The organism is Pararobbsia alpina (genome assembly GCF_965118125.1).
Lineage (GTDB): Bacteria > Pseudomonadota > Gammaproteobacteria > Burkholderiales > Burkholderiaceae > Pararobbsia > Pararobbsia alpina_A.
In genome coordinates, this window is the sequence record NZ_OZ221287.1 from 3,942,281 (window position 1) to 3,965,240 (window position 22,960).

Below are 22,960 nucleotides of genomic sequence, written 5' to 3' on the forward strand. Positions count from 1 at the left end.
GTGAAGAAGCCCCCGCAACCTGCGTCAGAATTTAGCGCCGGTGCTCGTTGAGCCAGAGCACGTCCGTGACGCCTGCGGCCCGGTTGAGCACGCGGGAGAGAACGAACAACAGGTCGGACAGCCGGTTCAGATACTGGCGCGCATGCGGCTCGACGGCCTCTTGTGTGTCCAGCGTCACGACAGATCGCTCCGCGCGCCGGCACACCGTGCGGCACACATGCGCCAGCGCGGCCGTGCGTGCGCCGCCCGGGAGAATGAATTCCGCGAGCGGGGGCAGCGTGGCGTTGTACTGTTCGAGCCACGCGTCGAGCTGCTCGACTTGCGCATCGCGCAATACCGATTGCCCGGGCATGCAAAGCTCGCCGCCCAGATCAAACAGATCGTGCTGAATGCGTGTCAGCGCCGCGCGCACTTCATCGGGCAAGGTTTCGCAGAGCAGCACGCCGAGCGTCGAGTTCAGTTCGTCGACATCGCCGATCGCAGCAATCCGGGCGCCCGCCTTGCTCACGCGCGAGCCATCGCCCAGGCCCGTCGACCCGTCATCGCCGACACGTGTCGCGATCTTGCTCAACCGATTCCCCATTACTGCTCCTCCGCTGCCGCGTCAAGCCGACGCGCGGCCATTATAGAACCTGCACGGTGCGCGCCCTGATCGGCTATTCGGCAGTAGAATCGCTTGAACCGCGCATGCTTTGGCATGCCGCACAATGAAAATCGCAATCAAGCGATCACACTGTCCCGTTGGATTTCGGCACGGGAGGAGGCAGCAGTGAATCACCCCGCACCCCCGGCAACGGTCGGGCGCGCCGCCCTGCCCGCGGCGTTGCTGGCCGCGTTGCAAGACGTCTTCGGCGATCGCCTGTCGATCACCGATGCGATGCGTGCGCAACATGGGCGCGACGAATCGGCATTCGAGCCGCAATGGCCCGATGCAGTCGTGTTCGCCGAGCGAACCGATGAAGTCGCGCGCACCCTGGCGCTCTGCGCGCAATACCAGGTGCCCGTGATCCCGTTCGGCGTCGGCTCGTCTCTCGAGGGGCATGTGCTCGCTGTTCGAGGCGGTATTTCGATCGACCTGTCGCGGATGAACCGCATCCTCTCGATCGATGCGAAGGATCTCGTCGCGACGGTCGAACCCGGCGTCACGCGTAAGCAGCTCAACGAGGCGCTGCGCGACACCGGGCTGTTCTTCCCGATCGATCCGGGCGCCGATGCCAGTCTCGGCGGCATGTGCGCGACGCGCGCATCGGGCACGAATGCCGTGCGTTACGGCACCATGCGGGAAAACGTGCTGGGTCTGCAAGTCGCGCTCGCCGACGGCCGGATGATCCGCACCGGCACGCGCGCGCGCAAGTCATCGGCCGGTTACGATCTCACACGCCTGTTCGTCGGCTCGGAAGGCACGCTCGGCGTGATCACCGAAGTCACGGTGCGACTGCACCCCTTGCCGGAAGCCGTGTCGGCCGCACGCTGCACATTCCCGGGCATGGTCGACGCCGTCAACGCCGTGATCCAGACGATCCAGCTCGGCGTGCCGATCGCCCGCGTCGAGTTCGTCGACGCGCTCGCGGCGCGCTCACTCAATCAGTATGCGCATCTGACGCTCAAGGAAGCCCCCCAGCTGTTCTTCGAATTTCACGGCAGCGAAGCGAGCGTCGCTGAACAGGCCGCGCTCGTCGGCCAGATTGCCGCAGAGCATCACGGCGAACAATTCGAATGGGCGACCCATCCCGAAGACCGTAGCCGTCTGTGGAACGCCCGACACAACGCGTACTTCGCGATGCTTCAGCTCAAGCCGGGCAGCCGGGCGATCACGACCGATGTCTGCGTGCCGATTTCCCAGCTCGCCGAGTGCATTGCAGGTACGGAAGCGGATCTCGCGACGTCACCGTTGCCCTGCCCGATCGTCGGGCATGTCGGCGACGGCAATTTCCACGTGGCGATTCTCGTCGACCCGACCCGGCCCGAAGAATTCGAGGAAGCCGAACGGCTCAACCACCTGATCGTGCGCCGCGCGCTGTCGCTCGGCGGCACCTGCACGGGCGAACACGGCGTGGGCTTGCACAAGATGGGCTTTATGCGCGAGGAACACGGTGAAGACGCACTCGACGTCATGCGCGCGATCAAGCTCGCGCTCGATCCCGCGAACCTCATGAACCCGGGCAAGATGTTTACTCTCGAGCGCGAAACATCATGAACAGCGAGACTGCCGCGCCCGCCGCGGCCGAGTTGAGCCAGGACGCGTTCGAAGCGCGTCAGCGCGAACTGGTGGCGGCGCTGTCCAGCGTCGTGCCATCGCGCGTGTTGCTGCATCGAAGCGAAGACACGATCCCCTACGAATGCGACGGACTCGCCGCTTACCGGCGGATGCCGCTCGCGGTTGCGCTGCCCGAAAACGAAGTTCAGGTGCAGCGCATCCTGCAAGTGTGTCATCGGCTCAAAGTCCCGGTCGTGCCGCGCGGAGCAGGCACCGGCCTGTCCGGGGGTGCCATGCCGATGAAGAATGGTCTCGTGCTGTCGCTTGCACGGCTGCGCAGCATCGTCGAAGTCGACCCGTATGCCCGAACGGTGACCGTCCAGCCGGGCGTGCGCAATCTGCAGATCTCCGAGGTCGCCGCGCCGTTCGGCCTCTACTACGCGCCGGACCCCTCGTCGCAGATTGCCTGCACGATCGGGGGAAACGTCGCCGAAAATTCGGGCGGCGTGCACTGCCTCAAATACGGACTCACCGTGCACAACGTGCTGCGCGTGCGCGCGGTCACGATGGAAGGTGAGATCGTCGAATTCGGATCGCTGGCACCGGACTCGCCGGGCCTCGATCTGCTCGCCGTGCTGATCGGCAGCGAGGGCATGTTCGCGGTCGTGACGGAAGTCACGGTCCGGCTGATTCCGAAGCCGCAAACCGCACAGGTCATCATGGCGAGCTTCGACGATGTCGAAAAAGGCGGAGAAGCGGTCGCCGCGATCATTGCCGCAGGACTGATTCCGGCCGGGCTTGAAATGATGGACAAGCCGGCGACGCGTGCCGTCGAGGAGTTCGTCGAGGCCGGATACGATATCGACGCCCAGGCGATCCTGCTGTGCGAGTCGGACGGTACGCCCGAGGAAGTCGCCGAAGAGGTCGAACGCATGACGACCGTGCTCCGGGCACACGGCGCGACACGCATCCAGGTGTCACGCTCCGAGCCCGAGCGGCTCCGGTTCTGGTCCGGGCGCAAAAATGCGTTCCCCGCAGCGGGCCGTATTTCGCCCGATTACTACTGCATGGACGGCACCATTCCGCGGCGAAGCATCGGTCTGCTGCTCAAGCGCATTGCGGAGATGGAAGCGCGTTATCAGTTGCGCTGCATGAATGTATTTCACGCGGGCGACGGCAATATGCATCCGCTGATTCTGTTCAACGGCAACGATCTCGACGAGTGGCACCGCGCCGAAGCGTTCGGTGCCGACATTCTTGAAGCCTGCGTCGAACTCGGCGGCACCATTACCGGCGAACACGGCGTGGGGATCGAAAAAATCAACTCGATGTGCGTGCAGTTCTCGTCCGAGGAGCGTGAAGCGTTCTTCGGCGTGAAGCGCGCATTCGATCCGGACAGCCTGTTGAACCCCGACAAGGCGATCCCGACGCGGGCACGATGTGCCGACTACGGCAAGATGCACATCGTGCGTGGCCAGTTGCCGTTTCCCGACCTGCCGAGGTTCTGAAACATGGAACGCTCCCGGATCCCCGAGGGGAATGTGCTCGACACCTTTCGCTCGCAAATCACGACTGCGACGGCCCAGCGCACACCGCTGCGCATCCGCGGCGGCGGCACGAAAGACTGGTATGGACAGGCCGTCACGGGCGACGTGCTCGACACGCGTGCGTACACGGGCATCATCGAATACGACCCCGCCGAGCTCGTGATCACCGCCCGCTGCGGCACGCCGCTTGCCGAAATCGAACAGGTGCTCGCGAGCCATCAGCAGATGCTGCCGTTCGAGCCGCCTCACTTCGCGCATCTCGCCGGCAGCCAGCGGGCGACGATCGGCGGCGTCGTGGCGGCCGGACTTGCCGGACCGCGACGCCCGTTCGCCGGCGCCGTGCGCGACTTCGTGCTCGGCGCATCGATTTTCGACGGCCACGGCCAGCGCCTCAATTTCGGCGGTCGCGTCATGAAGAACGTCGCCGGTTATGACGTCGCGCGACTGATGGCCGGTTCGCTGGGCACCCTCGGGCTGATTCTCGAAGTGTCGATCAAAGTGCTGCCCGTGAGCGTCGCCGAGACGACGCTCAAGTTCGATTGCAGCGCGAGCGACGCCGTTCGCAAGATCAATGAATGGGCCGGCCGCCCGCTGCCCATTTCCGCGACGGCGTGGCGCAATGGCGTGATGGCGATCCGCTTGTCGGGCGCCGAAGCGGCCATCAAATCGGCACGCAGCACGCTCGGCGGCGAAGCCGTCGACGCTGTCGAGGCGACCCGCTTCTGGGATGGCTTGCGCGAGCAGACCGATCCCTACTTCGCGGATATCCCCGACGGTTGCGGCCTGTGGCGCATCGCCGTCCCCCCGATTGCCGAACCGGCGATGCTACAGGGCCAGCGTCTGATGGAATGGGGCTGCGCCCAGCGGTGGTGGGTGACCGATGCCGATCCGCATCAGCTGCGCGCAAGCGCGCGTCAGGCCGGCGGACACGCCACGCTGTTCCGCGGCGGCGACAAGCGCGTCGGTGTGTTCACGCCCCTCGCGCCGCCGCTCATGGCGATTCACCGGCGGCTCAAGCAGACCTTCGATCCCGCGAATATCTTCAATCGCGGCCGTCTTTACCCCGACTTCTGATCGTCGTCGCCCACCCGCGGCACGCGAGACGAAACCCATATCGATCCATGCAAACGAACCTGGCCGAATTCATTCGCATGACCCCCGACGGCGACGAAGCCGACCGGATTCTGCGCAAATGTGTGCATTGCGGCTTCTGCACGGCGACGTGCCCGACGTATCAGCTGCTCGGCGATGAGCTCGACGGGCCGCGCGGCCGGATCTACCTGATCAAGCAGATGGTCGAGGGCGCCCCGGTCACACGCAGCACACAGCAGCATCTCGACCGTTGTCTCACGTGCCGAAGCTGCGAATCGACCTGCCCGTCGGGCGTGCAGTACGGGCGCCTCGTCGAAATCGGACGCAAGCATGTCGAGGAGATGGTGCCGCGCACGTTCGCGCAACGCGCGCTTCGACGCACGCTCGCGAGTTTTCTGCCGCAGCCTTCGCTGTTCGGCACGGTCTATCGCGTCGGCCTCAACTTCAGGCGGGTGCTGCCGCGCAAACTGCGCGACAAGCTGCCCGCGCGGCGCGATGCGGGCATCCGTCCGACGCGCTCGCATTCACGCAAGATGCTGATGCTCGACGGCTGCGTGCAGCCGGCAATGATGCCCAATGTGAACAACGCGACGGCGCGCGTATTCGATGCGCTCGGCATCCAGCTCGTCAGCGCGCCCGCCGCGGGTTGCTGCGGCGCATTGCGGTTGCATCTGAACTACGAGGCCGAGGCCCTCGACGATATGCGGCGCAACATCGACGCATGGTGGCCGTATATCGAAGCCGGTATCGAGGGAATCGTCATGAACGCATCGGGATGCGGCGCGACGGTGCGCGAGTACGGCCATCTGCTGCGTAGCGATCCGGAATACGCGGCGAAGGCGCGGCGCGTGAGCGAACTCACGCGAGATGTCTGCGAGATCCTCCCAGCGTTCGAAAGCGAGCTCGCCGAACGTGTCGCGGAACGCGGCGCCCGCCGCGAACTTCATGTCGTTGCCTACCATCCGCCCTGCACGCTTCAGCATGGCCAGCAGATACGCGGCAGCGTCGAGAACCTGCTCGCGGGACTCGGTCTCGAGGTCAGGCTACCCGCCGACAGCCATCTGTGCTGCGGCTCGGCCGGTACCTACTCGATTCTGCAGCCGGGCTTGTCGTACCGGCTGCGCGACCAGAAGCTCAGCAAGCTGTCGGCCACCGAGCCTCAGGCCATTCTTTCGGGCAACGTCGGTTGCATCGCACATCTGCAAAGCGGCACGTCGACGCCGGTCATGCACTGGATCGAACTGGTCGATCGCATCGTGAGTTGACGTGGGCCGGTGCGTCACGCGCCCCGTATAATTTGCGTCAATGACCGATGGATCCCGCGGCGGGCGGTGCCCGCGCGTTTGCCTTTTTGCAGTGCTTTCATGTCCGACATCGCTTCCCAACTCGATACCGTCCGCGAGCGCATTGCGCAGGCGGCCTCCGCTGCCCATCGCCCGGCGTCGTCCGTCGCATTGATGGCCGTGTCCAAGACGTTCCCGGCCGAGGCAGTTCGCGAGGCCTACGAGCACGGCCAGACAATCTTCGGTGAAAGCTACCTGCAGGAAGCCTTGCAGAAACTGGACAGCCTCACGGATATCCGCACGGCGACGACGTGGCATTTCATCGGTCCCGTGCAGAGCAACAAGACGCGGCCGATCGCCGAGCGTTTCGACTGGGTTCACTCGGTCGACCGGCTCAAGATCGCCGAGCGCTTGTCGGCACAGCGGCCCGAAGCGCTGGGACCGCTCAATATCTGTATCCAGGTCAACACCAGCGGCGAGTCCACCAAAAGCGGACTGGCTGCCGACGAGGTGCGGTCCGTCGCGAAATCGATCGCGATGCTGCCGCACCTCACGCTGCGCGGGCTGATGGCCATCCCTGAGCCGGCAGACACGATCGAAGCGCAACGCGTGCCACATCGCGCGCTGCGCGAGCTGTTCGAACAACTGCGCGCCGATGGGCACGCGCTCGACACGCTGTCGATGGGCATGTCGTCGGATCTCGAGGCGGCGGTGCTCGAAGGGGCCACGATCGTGCGAATCGGCACGGCGATTTTTGGCGTGCGCGACTATGCAGCACACTGATGTCATCGCCCGGCAGACGCAACGCACTACCCTTGCACACGGTGACGCGCACTAGCGTGCACTAACACGCACCGATACACACTCAATCAAGCACACTCAGGCAACCACGTTCAACCATGAAAATCGCATTCATCGGTGGCGGCAATATGGCTACCGCGCTTATCGGCGGATTGATTAAGCAGGGCACTCCGGCAGGCTACCTCTATGCGGTCGATCCGGTCGCCGAAACGCGCGACCGGCTTGAAAAGACGTTCCGCATCGTCACCGGCGAGGCGGCCTCGGGCAAGCTCGCCGACTATGACGCGATCGTCATCGCGGTCAAGCCGCAGACGCTCAAGGAGGCCGCAACCGCAGTCCGGCCGTTTATCGTCGAACGCCAGCTCGTCATCAGCATCGCCGCAGGCGTGCGCTCGACCGATGTCGCGCGCTGGCTTGGCGATCACGCCCGCATCGTGCGCGCCATGCCGAATACGCCGGCGCTCGTCGGACTCGGCGTGACGGGTCTGCTGGCCTCGCCGACCGTCAACCACGACGGACGGATGCTGGCCGAACAGGTGCTCGAAGCCGTCGGCGAGGTCGTGTGGTGCAACAACGAAGCCGAAATCGACAGCATCACGGCGCTGTCGGGCAGCGGCCCGGCCTACGTGTTCTATTTCATGGAAGCACTCGCGACGGCCGCGCAGAATCTGGGCTTTCCGCCCGAAGAAGCGCGGCGCCTTGCGGTCGGCACCTTTACGGGCGCCGCTCAGCTTGCCGCGCAGTCCGAGGAATCGCTGAGCCTGCTGCGCGAGCGCGTGACATCCAAGGGCGGCACGACTGCAGCCGCCATCGCCTCGTTCATGGAGTCGGGCATCGCCGAGGCGATCGTCAAAGGCACGTCCGCCGCGCGGCAGCGTGCCTATGAGATGGGTGAGGAATTCGGTCAGGGCTGATCGACTGCCCTGTCGGGATGAGTCGACCCCGGAGCGGTTTCCGGGGTCAGTCCACAGCGGAGCGGCGTATCGCCTGAGCGACGCGCTGCGCCTAGAACCAGTATTGTGCTGCGAGCCCGGCGAACAGAATGCCGCCGAGCCAGTTGTTATGGCGAAACGCGGCAAAGCACGCCTTCGGGTCACGCGTGCGGATCATCCGGTAATGCACGATCGCGCAAGCAATCGCGCCGGCCAGGCCGAGCCAGAACGGCCAGGTGAAGTGCAGCACGACGCCAATGCCGGCGTAGATCGCAAACACCGCGGCGTAGCACAGCATGATCGCGAGCACGTCGAAACGCCCGAAGGTGATGGCCGATGTCCGGATGCCGATCTTGAGATCGTCTTCCCGATCGACCATCGCATATTCCGTGTCGTAGGCCACCGACCAGAAGATATTGGCAAGCAACATGATCCACGCAAGCGCAGGCACGGTGTCCTGTACCGCCGCGAATCCCATCGGAATGCCAAAGCCGAACGCGATGCCCAGGTAAGCCTGCGGAATCGCGAAAAACCGCTTCATGAACGGGTAGCTGCCCGCCACGAACAACGCGACGACCGATAGCCATTTGGTCAATCCGTTGAGCGGCTGAATCAATAAAAAAGAAATAAAAGACAGCACGAGCGCGATTGTCACGGCCTCCCACGCGCGGATGCGTCCCGATGTCAGCGGGCGCTGCGCCGTGCGGCGCACGTGAAGGTCGAAGTCGCGATCGGCGTAGTCGTTGATCGCGCAGCCAGCCGAGCGCATCAGCACGGTGCCAACGACAAAGATCAAGAGAATGCTGACCGGCGGATGGCCGTGCGAGGCGATCCACAGCGCATTTAGCGTGGGCCACAGCAGCAGCAGGCTGCCGATGGGCTTGTCCATCCGGATCAGGCGCAGATACAGCGGAATCCGGTCAGTCAAAGAAACAGTACTCATGGTCCGTCAGATGCGAGACGCCCCGCTGGCGCGGGGCGTTTTTTAATTCAATCCGGTCAGGCAGCGAGCAGCGAACGCAGCATCCACGCCGTCTTTTCGTGCGTCTGCATGCGTTGCGTGAGCAAATCGGCGCTCGGTTCGTCGGCGGCCGCGTCGGTCTCCGGGAACGTTGCACGCGCCGTGCGCGTGACGGCTTCGTGACCTTCGACGAGCTGACGGATCATGTCTTCAGCCGAGGGCACGCCCTCTGCTTCGGGGATCGACGACAACTTGGCGAATTCCTTGTACGTACCCGGTGCCGGGAAGCCCAGCGCACGAATGCGTTCCGCGATCGAATCCACGGCGAGCGCGAGTTCGTTGTACTGCCCTTCGAACATCAGATGCAGCGTATTGAACATCGGGCCTGTGACGTTCCAATGGAAATTATGCGTCTTCAGGTACAGCGTGTAGGTGTCTGCAAGCAGACGGCTCAGGCCCTCGGCGATCTTCTTGCGGTCCTTGTCGTTGATACCGATGTTGATCGACGGGCTGCCTGTTTCTTTTTTGGCCATGATGACTCCTTGGAGCGATGTGTGGCGTGGGTGCCTAGTGTAGCCGAAGCACCGGGCGTGCCGCGACCCGGCGCTGGCAAGTCCTGCGAACAGACTAATTGACGTTCGCCGGCAGATCGAGGCGCTTCACGCCCGGAATGGTGCACGCCATGACGGCGTCAAAAATAGCGTCGATCGCTTTCTGGCGCGTGAAACTCTTGCGCCAGACCAGCACGACACGGCGATCCGGCACGGGTTCGCGGAACGGCACGTAACGCAGCAGTCCGGCGTCCGTGTTTGCGGCGGCGCCATCGGTCATCGCGCCGATCTGCGGCAACGACGTCCGTGGCAGCACGGTAATGCCCACGCCGCTCGCGACCATATGCCGGATCGTTTCGAGCGATGAGCCCTCGAACGTCTTCTGGATACCGTCGGAATTCTGCGAGAAGCGCATGAGTTCCGGGCACACGCCGATCACATGGTCGCGGAAGCAATGTCCGGAGCCCAGCAGCAGCATCGTTTCCTGCTTGAGATCGTCGGCGTCGACGTAGTCCCGGTCTTCCCACCGGTGGCCCGCCGGTACGGCGACCACAAAAGGCTCGTCGTACAGCGGCCGCACCATCAGACCCGTTTCAGGGAACGGCAAGGCCATGATCGCAGCGTCGATCTCACCCTGCTTGAGCAGTTCGATCAGCTTCAGCGTGTAGTTTTCCTGGAGCATCAATGGCATCTGCGGGACCGTGTCAATCATTTGCTTGACCAGCGTCGGCAGCAGATACGGTCCGATCGTATAAATAACGCCCAGACGGAGCGCACCGACCAGAGGATCCTTGCCCTGCTTCGCGATCTCCTTGATGGCGAGCGTCTGCTCGAGCACACGCTGCGCCTGCGCCACAATCTGCTCGCCCACCGGGGTGACGCTGACCTCACTCGTGCCGCGTTCGAAAATCTGCACGTTCAGCTCGTCTTCCAGCTTTTTGATCGCAACGGACAACGTCGGCTGGCTGACAAAACACGCCTCCGCCGCGCGGCCGAAATGGCGTTCCCGCGCCACCGCGACGATGTATTTGAGTTCGGTAAGGGTCATTGGTTATCGGCAAGGCACTTCGATAGATTTTCTCTCTTATACACCTTGCCGATGGCTTCGCCAAGAAGCCGAAACCACAAAGCGCTTTCAAGCCGGTGGCGTCATGCCAGGGAACGGCGCGCGCCCGGGACCGCGCGAGGCTCCGCCGTGGTGATCTTCCGCTCGCGCAGACGGCTCGCCGCTCAGGCCGACCCGACACGCGGCGCGATCACGTCAGGCCTTGAGAAAATGTTCGCGGCCACCCAGCCAGCGATCGAGATGCGCCTGGGCAGCCTGTGGGTAATCGTTGAGCAGCCGGGCGGCGGCGCTGCGGGCAGGCTCAATCATCCAGCCGTCTTCATTGATATCGGCAAACCGCAGCATCGCGGCGCCCGACTGCCGTGCGCCCAGAAACTCGCCCGGACCACGGATCTCGAGGTCGCGACGGGCGATTTCAAAACCATCGGCCGTCTCGCGCATGGTCGACAGGCGGGCACGCGCGGTCAGCGACAACGGGTTTGCATACATCAGCACGCAGATCGACGCGGCACTGCCCCGTCCGACCCGACCCCGCAACTGGTGGAGCTGCGCGAGGCCGAAGCGCTCGGCATGCTCGATGACCATCAGCGACGCATTCGGAACGTCGACCCCCACTTCGATGACGGTCGTCGCAACGAGCAGCTGGATCCGGTTTTCAATAAACCCGGACATGACGGCGGCCTTCTCGGCCGGCGCCAGCTTGCCGTGAACGAGGCCGACCGCGAGCTCGGGTAGCGCGGCCACCAGCGTCGCATGCGTATCGACGGCCGTCTGAAGTTGCAGCGCTTCGCTTTCTTCAATCAGCGGACACACCCAGTAGACCTGGCGTCCGCTCAACGCGGCCTGGCGCACGCGCGCGATGACCTCGTCACGACGCGCGTCCGACACGAGTTTGGTGAGCACCGGCGTGCGGCCGGGCGGCAGCTCGTCGAGCGTGGAGACGTCGAGATCGGCGTAGTACGTCATGGCGAGCGTGCGCGGAATCGGCGTAGCGCTCATCATGAGTTGATGCGGCTGAAACGCGTGTGAATCAGGGTGCGCGTCGGCGTACGATTCGTCGCGCCGATCCGTCTGAACGGCACCCTGCACGCGCTCGCCGTGCACATCGACGACCTGCGACACCGCGTCGCCCGATGACGCGTCACGCGCTTTTTTTGCCTTGCCACGCAGCGCCAGTCGCTGCGCCACACCGAAGCGGTGCTGCTCGTCGACGATGACAAGACCGAGCCTGGCGAATTCGACCGTGTCCTGCACCAGTGCATGCGTGCCGATGACGAGTTGCGCCGTGCCATTCGCCGCAGCCTCGACGGCCGCGCGCTTGTCGCGCGCCTTGAGGCTGCCCGCAAGCCAGGCGACGCTGACACCGAGCGGCTCGAGCCAGGCGCGCAATTTACGCGCGTGCTGCTCAGCAAGGATTTCGGTCGGCGCCATCAGCGCCGCTTGATAACCCGCATCGATGGCCTGCGCGGCAGCGAGTGCCGCGACGATCGTCTTACCGCTCCCGACATCGCCCTGGAGCAGCCGCTGCATCGGATGCGCAGCTTCCAGTTCCGCTCCGATTTCGCCCCACACGCGCTGCTGGGCGCCGGTCAGGGCAAACGGCAGCGCTTGCTCGAAACGCGCGACGAGCGACTGCGCGTCTGCCACACGCCGAGCGAGCGTCGGCGCAGACCGTGCCCGACGGGCCGCGTGTGCGCGCTGCAGCGACAGTTGCTGAGCAAGCAACTCATCGAATTTGATGCGTAACCACGCCGGATGCGATCCATCCATGAGCGCACTCTGGCTTTCGTCCGCACCCGGGTGATGGAGGGTGCGCACGGCCTGTGCAAGCTGCGGCACCTGCATCGGCTCAAGATAGGCTGCCGCAATCGGCGCAGGAAGGATCTCGGGCAGCGACGTTCGCTCGAGCGCCCGGTCGATCGCCTTGCGGAGATAGGCTTGCGGCACGCCCGCCGTACTCGGATAGACGGGTGTGAGCGACTGCGGCAACGGATCGCCTTCCGAAACGACCCGGTAGGACGGATGAACCATCTCCATGCCGAAGAATCCGCCGCGCACATCACCGCGCGCGCGAACCCGCACGCCGACAGCGAGTTGTTTGGTCTGGCTGCCGTAGAAATTGAGAAAACGCAGGGTCAGCTCGTTGCGCGCGTCATCCGCGATCTTGACGACCATCTGACGGCGCGGACGATAGGCGATCTCATTGTCAACGACAACGCCTTCGACTTGCGCCGACTGCCCGGGCAGCAGATCGTCGATCGGCGTGAGTTCGGTTTCGTCCTCATAGCGCATGGGCAGATGCAAGGCGAAATCGATGTCGCGCGCCAGGCCCATCCGCGCAAGCTTGTCCGCAGTCGTAACGGGTTTGCGCGCCTCGGGTTTCGCGGCCGCTCGCTCGCGCGGCTCAGCCTTTCGGGATCCACGCTTGCGAGATGCCGAACCGGCGCGGTCGTTCTCCGGCGCGACATCGTCCTCGTTGGGCGAATCGGTCAACGCGGCAGTCACAGAAGGCGATTTGGGCACAGGGGTCGAACAATGACAGGGTTCCGGACTCCGCAGGGCGCGGGCGTCGTACCCGCGCGGCCGCGATGCGGAGTCGTCGCGAACCCCGATTCTAATCTGTGCCCGTTCACGCAGTCGCCGTCGCGCGGCGATGCGCCCCTTGCTATTGCGCCCGGAAGTCGATGCGCGCGTCGGTCTTCGAGAACAGCTCGACGATAACGAAGTCCGAATTGTCCACCTGACCGTCGTCGAATAGTATTTCGCACTGATAGCCGCCCGATCGAAGGGGGTCGCAAACGACGATCCGATGAACCCCTTCGCATGCGTCACCGCCTGTCCTGACCTGCATCTCAAAAGTATGTCCCGGACTATTCGCACGGATGCGCAGATAACCGCGGGCTCCGTCCGGCACCGGAACGCGCAACCGGTACAACTGCCCCCCGGCGCATTCGAAGGACCGCGTGCGGCCCGTGCGCACATCGGCCCGGCTAATCCCCACCGACGTCACGATCGAAGCTTTGTATCCGAAGGTATTCAGCCCCTCATGTCGGTCGAACCAGAAACGGTCGTCGTTCCATGGCTCCGTGCTGCTGTCCGATGGCTCTGACTGCCGTGCACTTGCTTCTTGATGGGGCACATCAAAATCGCCGATCGACACGAAACAGTGCTTTTCGTTCGTTCGGGCTGAATCGGCGCGAGGCGCGCGCGCCTCGGACGCCGCCGGTGTCCGTCCACATGTCGGTTGGACGTCCTCGCCGCCCACATCGACGTCTTCGAGGAAACCTGGTAACGCCGCATCGGCCCGACGCGGCACCATATTTGCAGCGATCGTCGCAGCGACGCCCGGGACTCCTGGCGCATAGGCAGGAGGTTGATACCCGCGAGCGACGGCGCCAATCACGCTGGAAAACAAGCTCAACATAGACGATCTCCCTGGCAGCGAACATCGAAGTGGGCACCGGCCCTCGTGCTGCTTCGTGCTGGACAACGGCGCCCGCGTGTCGACCAAGGCGCGGTTTTCACGTCACATGATCGGTGACGCTTCCGTCGCATCCCGGCTGGTCAGGACCAGTCTGATCCGGATGGGGGACGAACTTTTTCAGAATCCGGCGAATCGCGCCTTGCGCAACGTCATCGTTACAATAGCGGTTTGTCTCGCGTCCTCAGCACTGCTTCATTGGTGCACGCACCCGATTGCTTCCTGCATGTACACGCTTTCCGATTTCGATTTCGACCTGCCGCCCGAACTGATCGCGCAGACCGCGCTCGCCGACCGCACGGCGAGCCGTCTGCTCGACGTGCAAGGCACGGGATCCGACGCCCGGTTGACCGACCGCCATTTTTCCGACTTGCTCGAGTGCATCCGCCCCGGAGACCTGCTCGTATTCAACGACACCAAAGTGCTCAAAGCCCGCTTTCACGGGCACAAGGCGAGCGGTGGCAAAATCGAGGTCCTGATCGAGCGATTGACGGGACCGCGCACCGCGCTTGCACAAATCCGTGCGAGCAAGAGCCCGGTTGAAGGCACCACCATCCGGCTCGCCGACGCATTCGACGTGACGATCGGTCCGCGCATCGAACCGTTCTTCACGCTGGAGTTTCCCGATGACTGCCTCACGCTGATCGAGCAGTACGGCCGTTTGCCCCTGCCGCCGTACATCGCCCACGAAGCCGACACGAACGACGAAACTCGCTATCAGACGGTCTATGCCGCGAACCCGGGCGCCGTCGCGGCGCCAACGGCCGGTCTGCACTTTGACGATCCGATGCTCGCAAAGCTCGATGCGGCGGGTGTCCGGCGCGCCACGCTCACGCTGCACGTCGGGGCGGGGACCTTCCAGCCGGTGCGCACCGAAAAGCTCGACGAGCACAAGATGCACACCGAGTGGTACGACATCCCCGCGACGCTCGTCAGCGCCGTCGCCGCCACGCGTGAAGCGGGCGGCCGCGTCATCGCCGTCGGCACCACGTCAATGCGCGCGCTCGAAGCGGCCGCGCGCGACGCCATCCGTGCCGGCGCGCCTGCCGGCACCCTGCGCGCCGGCAGCGCCGACACGGATATCTTCATTACGCCGGGCTACTCGTTCAATATCGTCGATCGCCTGATCACCAACTTTCATTTGCCGAAGTCGACGCTGCTGATGCTCGTGTCGGCCTTTGCCGGCTACGACACGATCCGCGCGGCCTACCGGCACGCGATCGACGCCCGCTACCGCTTTTTCAGCTATGGCGACGCGATGCTGCTGACCCGCGCACCCCAGACCCCCGACCATGCTTAAATTCGACCTCCTGACGACGGACGGCAACGCGCGCCGCGGCCGCCTGACCCTGAACCACGGCGTCATCGAAACGCCGATCTTCATGCCCGTGGGTACCTACGGCACGGTCAAGGCGATGACCCCGCGCGATCTCGACGAGATCGGTGCGCAGATCATCCTCGGCAACACCTTTCACCTGTGGCTGCGCCCGGGCAACGAGATCATGGCCGCGCATGGCGGCCTGCATGGCCTGATGGGATGGAAGAAGCCGATCCTCACCGACTCGGGCGGCTTCCAGGTCTTCAGCCTCGGCGACCTGCGCAAAATCAGCGAAGAAGGCGTGACGTTCGCATCGCCGATCAACGGTGATCGACTCTTCCTGTCGCCCGAGATCTCGATGCAGATCCAGCGTGTGCTCAACTCGGACATCGTCATGCAGTTCGACGAATGCACGCCCTATGCGACCAACGGCGTGGCGACAAGTCACAAGGAAGCCGCGGAGTCGATGCGCATGTCCATGCGCTGGGCCAAGCGGTCGATCGATGAATTCAACAAGCTCGAGAACCCGAATGCCCTATTCGGCATCGTGCAGGGCGGTATGTTCGAAGACTTGCGCGACGAGTCGCTCGCCGGCCTCGCCGACATCGGCTTCGACGGTTTAGCCATCGGCGGGCTTTCGGTGGGCGAACCGAAGGAAGACATGATGCGCGTGCTCTCGCACATCGGTCCGAAACTCCCCGCTCACAAGCCGCACTATCTGATGGGCGTCGGCACCCCCGAAGACCTCGTCGAGGGTGTCGCCCTTGGCGTGGATATGTTCGACTGCGTGATGCCGACCCGCAACGCGCGCAATGGCTGGCTTTTCACGCGGTTCGGCGACGTCAAGATCAAGAACGCGTCCCACAAGTCGAGCCTGCGCCCGCTCGACGAATCGTGCTCGTGCTACACATGCCGCAATTTCACGCGCGGCTATCTGCACCACCTGCACCGCGTCGGCGAAATCCTCGGCGCACAACTGAACACGATTCACAATCTGCACTATTACCTCGAACTGATGGGTGAGGTCCGCCAGGCAATCGAGGCGCATGCGTATGACGCGTTTCGCCAGCGTTTCCATGCAGACCGCGCGCGGGGCGCAGGGTAAGACACGCGCGCGTTATCGGTCACAAGCGCGCGTCACCCATCGCTATTCGCGCGTAACACCGAAGCCGGCAGCCTTGATCGCCAGCTTGACGTTGCGAAAACCCTTCGTCCCGGGCGTCACGCTGATCTGCGCGACAAGGGAGCTAGCTTCACCGGGTCCCGCCGTGCGGAGGTCGAACGCGTATAGCTTGTAAGTCCCGTTGTCGAGACCGGCGCGTTCAGCCGCAGCGAGGGATGTTCCGTCCGGCCGCTGTATCGACAGAATCGCGCCGCCAGTGCCGCCACTCAGCGCTGCCACGAGAAACACCTTGCCGGGCGGAACCTCGAACGGAATCTGGATCGGCCGGTCCGCCTTGCTTGCGCTAAGCGGCAGCGTGACGACGCCCTGTTCGAGCTGCAGCGCCGACAGCTGCTGAGGCGCCGCCGCATGAGCGGCGTGCTGCACTGCCGGGTGGCGCGGTGAGGGGGTACGAGGCGCATGCGCCCGGTGTGACGCAGAACGGACATGTTCGGCAACGGCGTGTAGAGATGGCATGAGCGTTGGCAACCAGAAAAGCGCTTCGCGAGCGGATCGGCGGAGCGCGTCGCGAAGCGGCCCGCGCATCCTTCCGACATGAAACGCCATCACCCACGCTCCCCGCGTTCAAAAAGCGATGCAATCGATGGCCGCTGACGTTTCTGCGCTCTGCGTCCGTATGACCTGCCGCACCCGGCTGACATCCTCATGTCAGGTGTTACGGTGACCGCGCCCTCCGGGTTTCACACGAGTCCCCCTGCCAATTCCGCCCCGGCGGGAGTGGTAGAATGCCTGGCTAATTTCAGCTTCAGTCGACGGAGACCTTAGTGTTTATTTCCAACGCATCTGCGCAAGTCCTGGGTGGTGGTGGCGCCGAATCGAGCCTCATGACGTTCCTGCCGCTGCTGCTCATGTTTGCGGTGCTTTACTTCATCATGATCCGGCCCCAGATGAAGCGCCAGAAAGAGCACCGGAACATGCTCGCTGCCATGGCCAAGGGTGACGAAGTCATCACGAACGGCGGCGTCGTCGGCAAGGTGTCGAAGGTTGGCGAAGCATACGTCGGTGTCGAAGTGGCCGACGGCGTCGAAATCACCGTCCAGAAGGCGGCCGTGACGACCATCCTGCCCAAGGGCACGATCAAGTCGCTCTGAGCCACGTTGCCGGGCCATGATGTCCGAGAACGGCCTGATGGGACTGATACGTGATCTGACCAGCGGTCGCGCACTTGCGCGGCCGTCCGCGTTTTCAGCCCTGGCCCTTTCGAGCGTTCAAGTGCCCGCCGTTTGCGTCAATTTCGTGGCCACTACACGCCCTGATATTTTTCGTTGGGCCCTCCCATGAATCGTTATCCCCTCTGGAAGTACCTCGTCATGCTGGTGGCGCTTGCCATCGGCCTGCTCTACACGCTGCCCAACTTCTTCGGAGAAGCGCCGGCAATCCAGGTGTCGAGCGGCAAGGCGACGGCGAAGGTCGACACCTCCGTGATGCAAAAGGTCGAGGACGCGCTGAGCGCGGCCCAGATCCATTCCAACGACATCACGTTCGACAACAGCTCGACCTCGGCCAGCGTGCGCGTGCGTCTCGCGACCACCGACGAGCAGCTGCATGCGCGTGACGTGGTGTCGAAGGCGCTCAATGCCGATCCGAACGATCCGACCTTCGTGGTTGCGCTGAACCTGCAGAGCAAGTCGCCGAAATGGCTGACGGCCATGCATGCGCTGCCGATGTACCTGGGTCTGGACTTGCGCGGTGGCGTGCACTTCCTGCTTGAAGTCGACATGAACGGCGCGATCGCCAAGCGGCTCGACGCCGATGCGACCGATGCCCGCAATGCGCTGCGCGACAAGGAAATCCGCGACGGCGGCGTGAACCGCGAAGGCCAGTCGGTCGTCATCGATTTCGCCGATACCGCGACTGCCGATACGGCGCGCGGCGTCCTGACGGATCGCGTGACCGAACTCCAGTGGGCCACGCGCCCTGCAGCGAGCGGCGCTCAAGTGGTCGGCACGTTCTCGCCGGCCGCGATCAAGACGGTGCAGGACAACGCGCTCAAGCAGAACATGTCGACGCTGCATAACCGCGTCAACGAACTGGGCGTCGCCGAACCGGTGATCCAGCAGCAAGGCCCCGAACGCATCGTCGTCGAATTGCCGGGCGTTCAGGACACGGCCAAGGCCAAGAGCATCATTGGCCGTACGGCCACGCTCGAAGCGCGTCTGGCCGATCCGAACGGTCTGCATCCGTCGCCGACCGACCCGGTTCCGCCGGGCGACCAGCTGTTCACGCAAGGCAACAGCGCGCCCGTGCTGCTGCGCAAGCAGGTCATCTTCACGGGCGACCAGATCACCGACGCCGGCGCGACGTTCGACGAACACCAGCGTCCTGCCGTCAAGATCCGCCTGAATTCGGCGGGTGGCCGCATCCTGCGTGACGTCTCGCGCGACAACATCGGCAAGCCGATGGCGATCGTGCTGTTCGAGCGCGGCTCGGGCGAAGTGCTGACGGTGGCGACGATCCAGTCGGAGCTCGGCGAAAACTTCCAGATCACGGGCGCGGCGTCGACCGAAGCGGCCAACGATCTCGCGCTGCTGCTGCGCGCCGGTTCGCTTGCCGCGCCGATGAACATCATCGAAGAACGCACGATCGGACCGAGCCTCGGTGCGGACAATATCCGCAAGGGCTTCGATTCGGTTCAGTACGGTTTTGCGGCGATCACGATCTTCATGGTCGCGTACTACCTGCTGTTCGGCGCATTCTCGGTGATCGCGCTGTCGGTCAACCTGCTGCTGCTCGTCGCGACCCTGTCGATGCTGCAGGCAACGCTGACGTTGCCGGGTATCGCCGCTATCGCGCTTGCACTCGGTATGGCAATTGACTCGAACGTGCTGATCAACGAACGGATCCGCGAAGAGCTGCGCCGCGGCGCCGCGCCGCAGACCGCGATCTCGGAAGGCTTCCGGCACGCATGGGGCACCATTCTTGACTCGAACGTCACGACCCTGATCGCCGGCCTGGCGCTGCTGGCCTTCGGCTCGGGCCCGGTGCGCGGCTTCGCGATCGTCCACTGCATCGGGATTCTCACGTCGATGTTCTCGGCCGTGTTCTTCTCGCGCGGTCTCGTGAACTTCTGGTACGGCGGCAAGAAGCGGCTCAAGTCGCTGGCCATCGGGCAAGTCTGGCGGCCGGGCGGTGCGACGGCTTCGATCGATCTGGTCGACGATGACGGCGGCACGGAAGTCGCCGACGAAGTCGTCGATGCGGCGAATCGCCCGGTGCGCACACCGGCGGCGAAGTCCGCGACCGGCGCTAAAGCGACGACGGCCAAGCCCGTTGGCGCCAAGCGCGCCCCGACCGCCAAGCGCTGAACTGGAGCTTCATCATGGAATTTTTCCGCATCCGCAAAGACATTCCGTTCATGCGCCACGCGCTGGTGTTCAACGTCATTTCGTTGATCACCTTCCTGCTGGCCGTGTTCTTCCTGATTCACCGGGGCCTGCACCTGTCGATCGAATTCACGGGCGGGACGGTGCTCGAAGTGCAATACCCGCACGTCGCGCAAACCGATCCGATCCGTACGACGCTCGACAAGATGGGCTACACCGACGCGCAGGTCGCGAACTTCGGTTCGTCCAATAGCGTGATCGTGCGTCTGCCGCTCAAGAACGGTCTGTCGTCCGCGCAGGAAAGCGATCAGGTCATGGCGGCGCTCCAGCAGCAGGACGCGGGCGCCAAGCTGCAAAGCGTCGAATTCGTCGGCCCGCAGGTTGGCAAGGAACTCGCGACCAACGGCTTGCTGGCGCTCGCCTGTGTGGTCATCGGCATCGTGATTTACCTGTCGTTCCGGTTCGAGTGGAAATACGCCGTCGCTGGCGTGATCGCCAACCTGCACGACGTCGTGATCATCCTGGGCTTCTTCGCGTTCTTCCAGTGGGAGTTCTCGTTGTCGGTGCTTGCAGCCGTGCTTGCCGTGCTCGGCTATTCGGTCAACGAATCGGTCGTGATCTTCGACCGGATTCGCGAGACGTTCCGCCGCCAGCGCAAGATGAGCGTGACCGAGGTCATCAACCACGCGATCACGAGCACGATGTCGCGGACGATCATCACGCACGGTTCGACGCAGATGATGGTGCTGTCGATGTTCCTGTTCGGTGGCCCGTCGCTGCACTACTTCGCGCTCGCACTGACGATCGGTATTCTGTTCGGTATCTACTCGTCGGTGTTCGTGGCCGCGGCACTCGCGATGTGGCTCGGCGTCAAGCGCGAGGACCTGCTCAAGCAGTCCCAGCCCAAGCACGATCCGAACGATCCGAACGCGGGGGCGCAGGTTTAACCGTCCCGCCTGAAAAGCAAAAAGCCGGCTCGAACACTGAGCCGGCTTTTTTTATGACCGTGCGTTTATCGCCGCACGACGAGGTGGAATCGAATCACGACCTCGTCGGCCACACCGGCGACCTCTGAAGCCGGCGCGTTGCGGCCCACGCCAAAGCGCAGCCGGTTCACCGGCAGACTGCCGTCGAATACCCGCATGGCGCCATCCTGACTGACGCTGACCGGCACCACCACGTCCTGCGTCCTGCCGCGAATCGTGAGGCGGCCCGTCATGCTGTATTTGTCGCCGCCCGCCGGCACGATCGACGTCGAGGCAAAGCTCGCCGACGGATACTCCGCGGCATCGAACCAGTCACGCCCCCGCGCGACCCGATTCGCATCGGCATCACCGAGATCAAAACTCCGCGTGTCGATGTTCACGCGTGCGTGCGCATGCTTCGGACTGGCCGGATCGAATGCGATCTGGGCGTCGAAATGGGAGAACCGGCCGACGATGGGTACGTCCGCTCGGCGAATCGTCGCGCTGACCGTGCTGTGTGCCGTATCGGCCTGCATGTCGGCGGGGCTGCCAAGCGCCAACGCGCTGGCCAGCGCAGATGCGCTCGCCAGTGCGCTCAGCTGGGCGGAAATCATCGTAAGACTCATCGGGCATTCCGGTGCATCGTGCGGCCAGCTTTGCGGCCACGGGCTGACTCAACGCGCGAGGCGCGATGCCCGTGCACATCAGGCGCGCGGATTATTACGCATCGGCGCGAATGCGTCGACCCGGCCCCAATCAAAGCGAGGCCCGCAGGAGGCAACTCCGGGATTCGCGGCGTACATGCGGCCGCCAGCGGCCTTGTGAAGCACGGTGCAGGGCGATCAGGCGGCCCGGCCCGAGATTTCGGCACCTGCCGTTTCAGGCAACTGGCGCAGGAACCGCATCGATGAAAACGAGAGCAAGCCGATCAGCACAAAAGCGGGCCGAAAGTCCGACGCGACCAGCGTCGCATGGCCCTGCAGCGCACTCGAGGCCTGCAGCGCGAACGCGCCCACTGTCACCCCCATCCCGAGCGACAGCTGCTGAACCGCGCTCGCGATACTCGACGCCTGACTCACGTCGGCATGGTCGATATCCGCGTACGAGATCGCATTCAGACTCGTGAACTGGAGCGAGCGGAACACGCCGCCGGCCAGCAGCGTCGCCGCAATCGCAAGGTGCGACGTCTGTGCTGTAAAAAGGGCAATTGCCATCAACGATGCCGAAGCGATTGCCAGGTTGCTGACCAGCACCGTGCGAAATCCGAAGCGCTTGAGGATCTTGCGTGACAAGGTCTTCATGCACATCGACCCGGCTGCACCGGTGCATGTGAGTACGCCCGACTGGAACGGCGTCAGGCCAAAGCCGAGTTGCAGGAACAAGGGCAGCAGAAACGGCAATGCACCGATGCCCATCCGGAACAACGAACCTCCGAGCACGCCGACGCGAAACGTCTGCACCTTGAACAATTCGAGGCGGAGCAACGGATGTTCGGCGCGCCGCGCGTGCCAATAGTAGAGACCGAGCGTGAGCGCGCCGGTCACCAGACATCCGGTCGAGACGCGCGTCGAGACAAGGTGCCGGCCCGTCGTCGCCAGACCGAGCATCGTCAGACTGAGCCCGAACGCCGACAGCAGGAATCCCGGCCAGTCGAGCGGCGGCGGCCGCTCGGAACGCAGCTCATCGATAAAGCGGGTCGCGAGCCAGATACCGAGCACACTGATCGGAATGTTGATGAAGAAGATCCAGCGCCAGTTCAGGTACGTCGTGATCAGACCGCCGAGCGGCGGGCCGATGATTGGACCGATCAACGCGGGGATGGTCAGATAGTTGAGCGCCTGCACGAGTTCGGTCTTTGTCACACTTCGCAAGATGACCATCCGCCCGACGGGCACCATCATTGCTCCACCCATGCCCTGCAGGAACCGCGCGACCACGAACGCCGCAAGGGAATCGGATAGCCCGCAAAGGATCGAACCGCCCATGAAAACGGCAATCGCAGCACGGAAGATGGTCCGCGAGCCGAAGCGATCCGCCATCCATCCCGACACCGGAATGAAGACAGCGAGGCTCACGAGGTACGATGTCAGCGCGAGCTTGAGCGCAATCGGGCTCTCATGCAGATCCGTTGCAATCATTGGTAATGAAGTCGCAATGACTGTCGCGTCCATTTGCTCCATAAACAGCGCGCAGGCAACGATCAGGGGGATCAGCACCGTGCGGGGCAAAAGCGGCTCGCGGATCGGCAAAACAGGGCTCG

Annotated in this window: 20 protein-coding genes; 11 read left to right on the top strand and 9 right to left on the bottom strand. The window is 64.0% G+C overall.

What is annotated here, in order from left to right; genetic code table 11:
• Positions 1–31: 31 nt before the first annotated feature.
• The gene (locus ACMFWR_RS16970; RefSeq protein WP_413192759.1) at positions 32–583 is read right to left on the bottom strand and encodes a cob(I)yrinic acid a,c-diamide adenosyltransferase; all 552 of its coding nucleotides are present in this window, start codon (positions 581–583) and stop codon (positions 32–34) included.
• A 186-nt stretch (positions 584–769) separates the two neighbouring features.
• Here ACMFWR_RS16970 and ACMFWR_RS16975 point away from each other — a divergent pair, with 186 nt between their 5' ends.
• The 6 genes from ACMFWR_RS16975 (at position 770) to proC (ending at position 7,834) form a co-directional block, all read left to right on the top strand.
• A complete protein-coding gene (locus ACMFWR_RS16975) occupies positions 770–2,197 on the top strand; it encodes an FAD-binding oxidoreductase (RefSeq protein WP_413192760.1) in 1,428 nt (475 codons plus the stop codon).
• Entirely contained in the window at positions 2,194–3,705 is a 1,512-nt protein-coding gene (locus tag ACMFWR_RS16980; RefSeq protein WP_413192761.1) for an FAD-linked oxidase C-terminal domain-containing protein, read from the top strand. The genes ACMFWR_RS16975 and ACMFWR_RS16980 overlap by 4 nt, the downstream gene beginning before the upstream one ends.
• Positions 3,706–3,708: 3 nt before the next feature.
• Entirely contained in the window at positions 3,709–4,818 is a 1,110-nt protein-coding gene (gene glcE, locus ACMFWR_RS16985) for a glycolate oxidase subunit GlcE (RefSeq protein WP_413192762.1), read from the top strand.
• A gap of 47 nt (positions 4,819–4,865) precedes the next feature.
• The gene (glcF, locus tag ACMFWR_RS16990) at positions 4,866–6,101 is read left to right on the top strand and encodes a glycolate oxidase subunit GlcF (RefSeq protein WP_413192763.1); all 1,236 of its coding nucleotides are present in this window, start codon (positions 4,866–4,868) and stop codon (positions 6,099–6,101) included.
• A 99-nt stretch (positions 6,102–6,200) separates the two neighbouring features.
• Positions 6,201–6,902 carry a YggS family pyridoxal phosphate-dependent enzyme gene (locus tag ACMFWR_RS16995; protein WP_413192764.1) on the top strand — a complete coding sequence of 234 codons (702 nt, stop codon included), beginning with the start codon at positions 6,201–6,203 and terminating at the stop codon, positions 6,900–6,902.
• Between the two features lie 116 nt (positions 6,903–7,018).
• Positions 7,019–7,834 (top strand): pyrroline-5-carboxylate reductase, encoded by an 816-nt coding sequence (proC, locus tag ACMFWR_RS17000; RefSeq protein ID WP_413192765.1) that lies wholly within the window; start codon positions 7,019–7,021, stop codon positions 7,832–7,834.
• A 91-nt stretch (positions 7,835–7,925) separates the two neighbouring features.
• Here proC and ubiA read toward each other — a convergent pair whose 3' ends face one another.
• The 5 genes from ubiA to ACMFWR_RS17025 all read right to left on the bottom strand — a co-directional run bounded on the left by ubiA (position 7,926) and on the right by ACMFWR_RS17025 (position 13,749).
• A complete protein-coding gene (gene ubiA, locus ACMFWR_RS17005; RefSeq protein WP_413194940.1) occupies positions 7,926–8,780 on the bottom strand; it encodes a 4-hydroxybenzoate octaprenyltransferase in 855 nt (284 codons plus the stop codon).
• Positions 8,781–8,851: 71 nt separating this feature from the next.
• A complete protein-coding gene (locus ACMFWR_RS17010; protein ID WP_413192766.1) occupies positions 8,852–9,346 on the bottom strand; it encodes a Dps family protein in 495 nt (164 codons plus the stop codon).
• Between the two features lie 94 nt (positions 9,347–9,440).
• Positions 9,441–10,412 carry a LysR substrate-binding domain-containing protein gene (locus ACMFWR_RS17015; protein WP_413192767.1) on the bottom strand — a complete coding sequence of 324 codons (972 nt, stop codon included), beginning with the start codon at positions 10,410–10,412 and terminating at the stop codon, positions 9,441–9,443.
• Positions 10,413–10,625: 213 nt separating this feature from the next.
• Positions 10,626–12,923: an ATP-dependent DNA helicase RecG gene (gene recG, locus ACMFWR_RS17020; protein WP_413192768.1), complete on the bottom strand. Its 2,298-nt coding sequence runs from the start codon at positions 12,921–12,923 to the stop codon at positions 10,626–10,628.
• Between the two features lie 172 nt (positions 12,924–13,095).
• Positions 13,096–13,749, bottom strand: a complete 654-nt coding sequence (locus ACMFWR_RS17025; protein WP_413192769.1) for a hypothetical protein — start codon at positions 13,747–13,749, stop codon at positions 13,096–13,098.
• 388 nt (positions 13,750–14,137) lie between these two features.
• Here ACMFWR_RS17025 and queA point away from each other — a divergent pair, with 388 nt between their 5' ends.
• Positions 14,138–15,211, top strand: coding sequence for a tRNA preQ1(34) S-adenosylmethionine ribosyltransferase-isomerase QueA (gene queA / locus ACMFWR_RS17030; protein ID WP_413192770.1), 1,074 nt, complete (start codon positions 14,138–14,140; stop codon positions 15,209–15,211).
• A complete protein-coding gene (gene tgt, locus ACMFWR_RS17035; protein WP_413192771.1) occupies positions 15,204–16,334 on the top strand; it encodes a tRNA guanosine(34) transglycosylase Tgt in 1,131 nt (376 codons plus the stop codon). The genes queA and tgt overlap by 8 nt, the downstream gene beginning before the upstream one ends.
• Positions 16,335–16,376: 42 nt before the next feature.
• Here tgt and ACMFWR_RS17040 read toward each other — a convergent pair whose 3' ends face one another.
• A complete protein-coding gene (locus ACMFWR_RS17040) occupies positions 16,377–16,778 on the bottom strand; it encodes a hypothetical protein (RefSeq protein ID WP_413192772.1) in 402 nt (133 codons plus the stop codon).
• Positions 16,779–17,236: 458 nt separating this feature from the next.
• Here ACMFWR_RS17040 and yajC point away from each other — a divergent pair, with 458 nt between their 5' ends.
• From yajC to secF, 3 genes are all read left to right on the top strand, one after another.
• A complete protein-coding gene (gene yajC / locus ACMFWR_RS17045; protein ID WP_413194941.1) occupies positions 17,237–17,503 on the top strand; it encodes a preprotein translocase subunit YajC in 267 nt (88 codons plus the stop codon).
• 186 nt (positions 17,504–17,689) lie between these two features.
• Positions 17,690–19,717, top strand: coding sequence for a protein translocase subunit SecD (gene secD / locus ACMFWR_RS17050; protein ID WP_413192773.1), 2,028 nt, complete (start codon positions 17,690–17,692; stop codon positions 19,715–19,717).
• Between the two features lie 14 nt (positions 19,718–19,731).
• Positions 19,732–20,682, top strand: coding sequence for a protein translocase subunit SecF (secF, locus tag ACMFWR_RS17055; protein WP_413192774.1), 951 nt, complete (start codon positions 19,732–19,734; stop codon positions 20,680–20,682).
• A 65-nt stretch (positions 20,683–20,747) separates the two neighbouring features.
• Here secF and ACMFWR_RS17060 read toward each other — a convergent pair whose 3' ends face one another.
• Both ACMFWR_RS17060 and ACMFWR_RS17065 read right to left on the bottom strand, forming a co-directional pair.
• Positions 20,748–21,326, bottom strand: a complete 579-nt coding sequence (locus tag ACMFWR_RS17060) for a YceI family protein (RefSeq protein ID WP_413192775.1) — start codon at positions 21,324–21,326, stop codon at positions 20,748–20,750.
• Positions 21,327–21,542: 216 nt separating this feature from the next.
• Positions 21,543–22,871, bottom strand: coding sequence for an MFS transporter (locus ACMFWR_RS17065; protein WP_413194942.1), 1,329 nt, complete (start codon positions 22,869–22,871; stop codon positions 21,543–21,545).
• Positions 22,872–22,960: the final 89 nt, after the last annotated feature.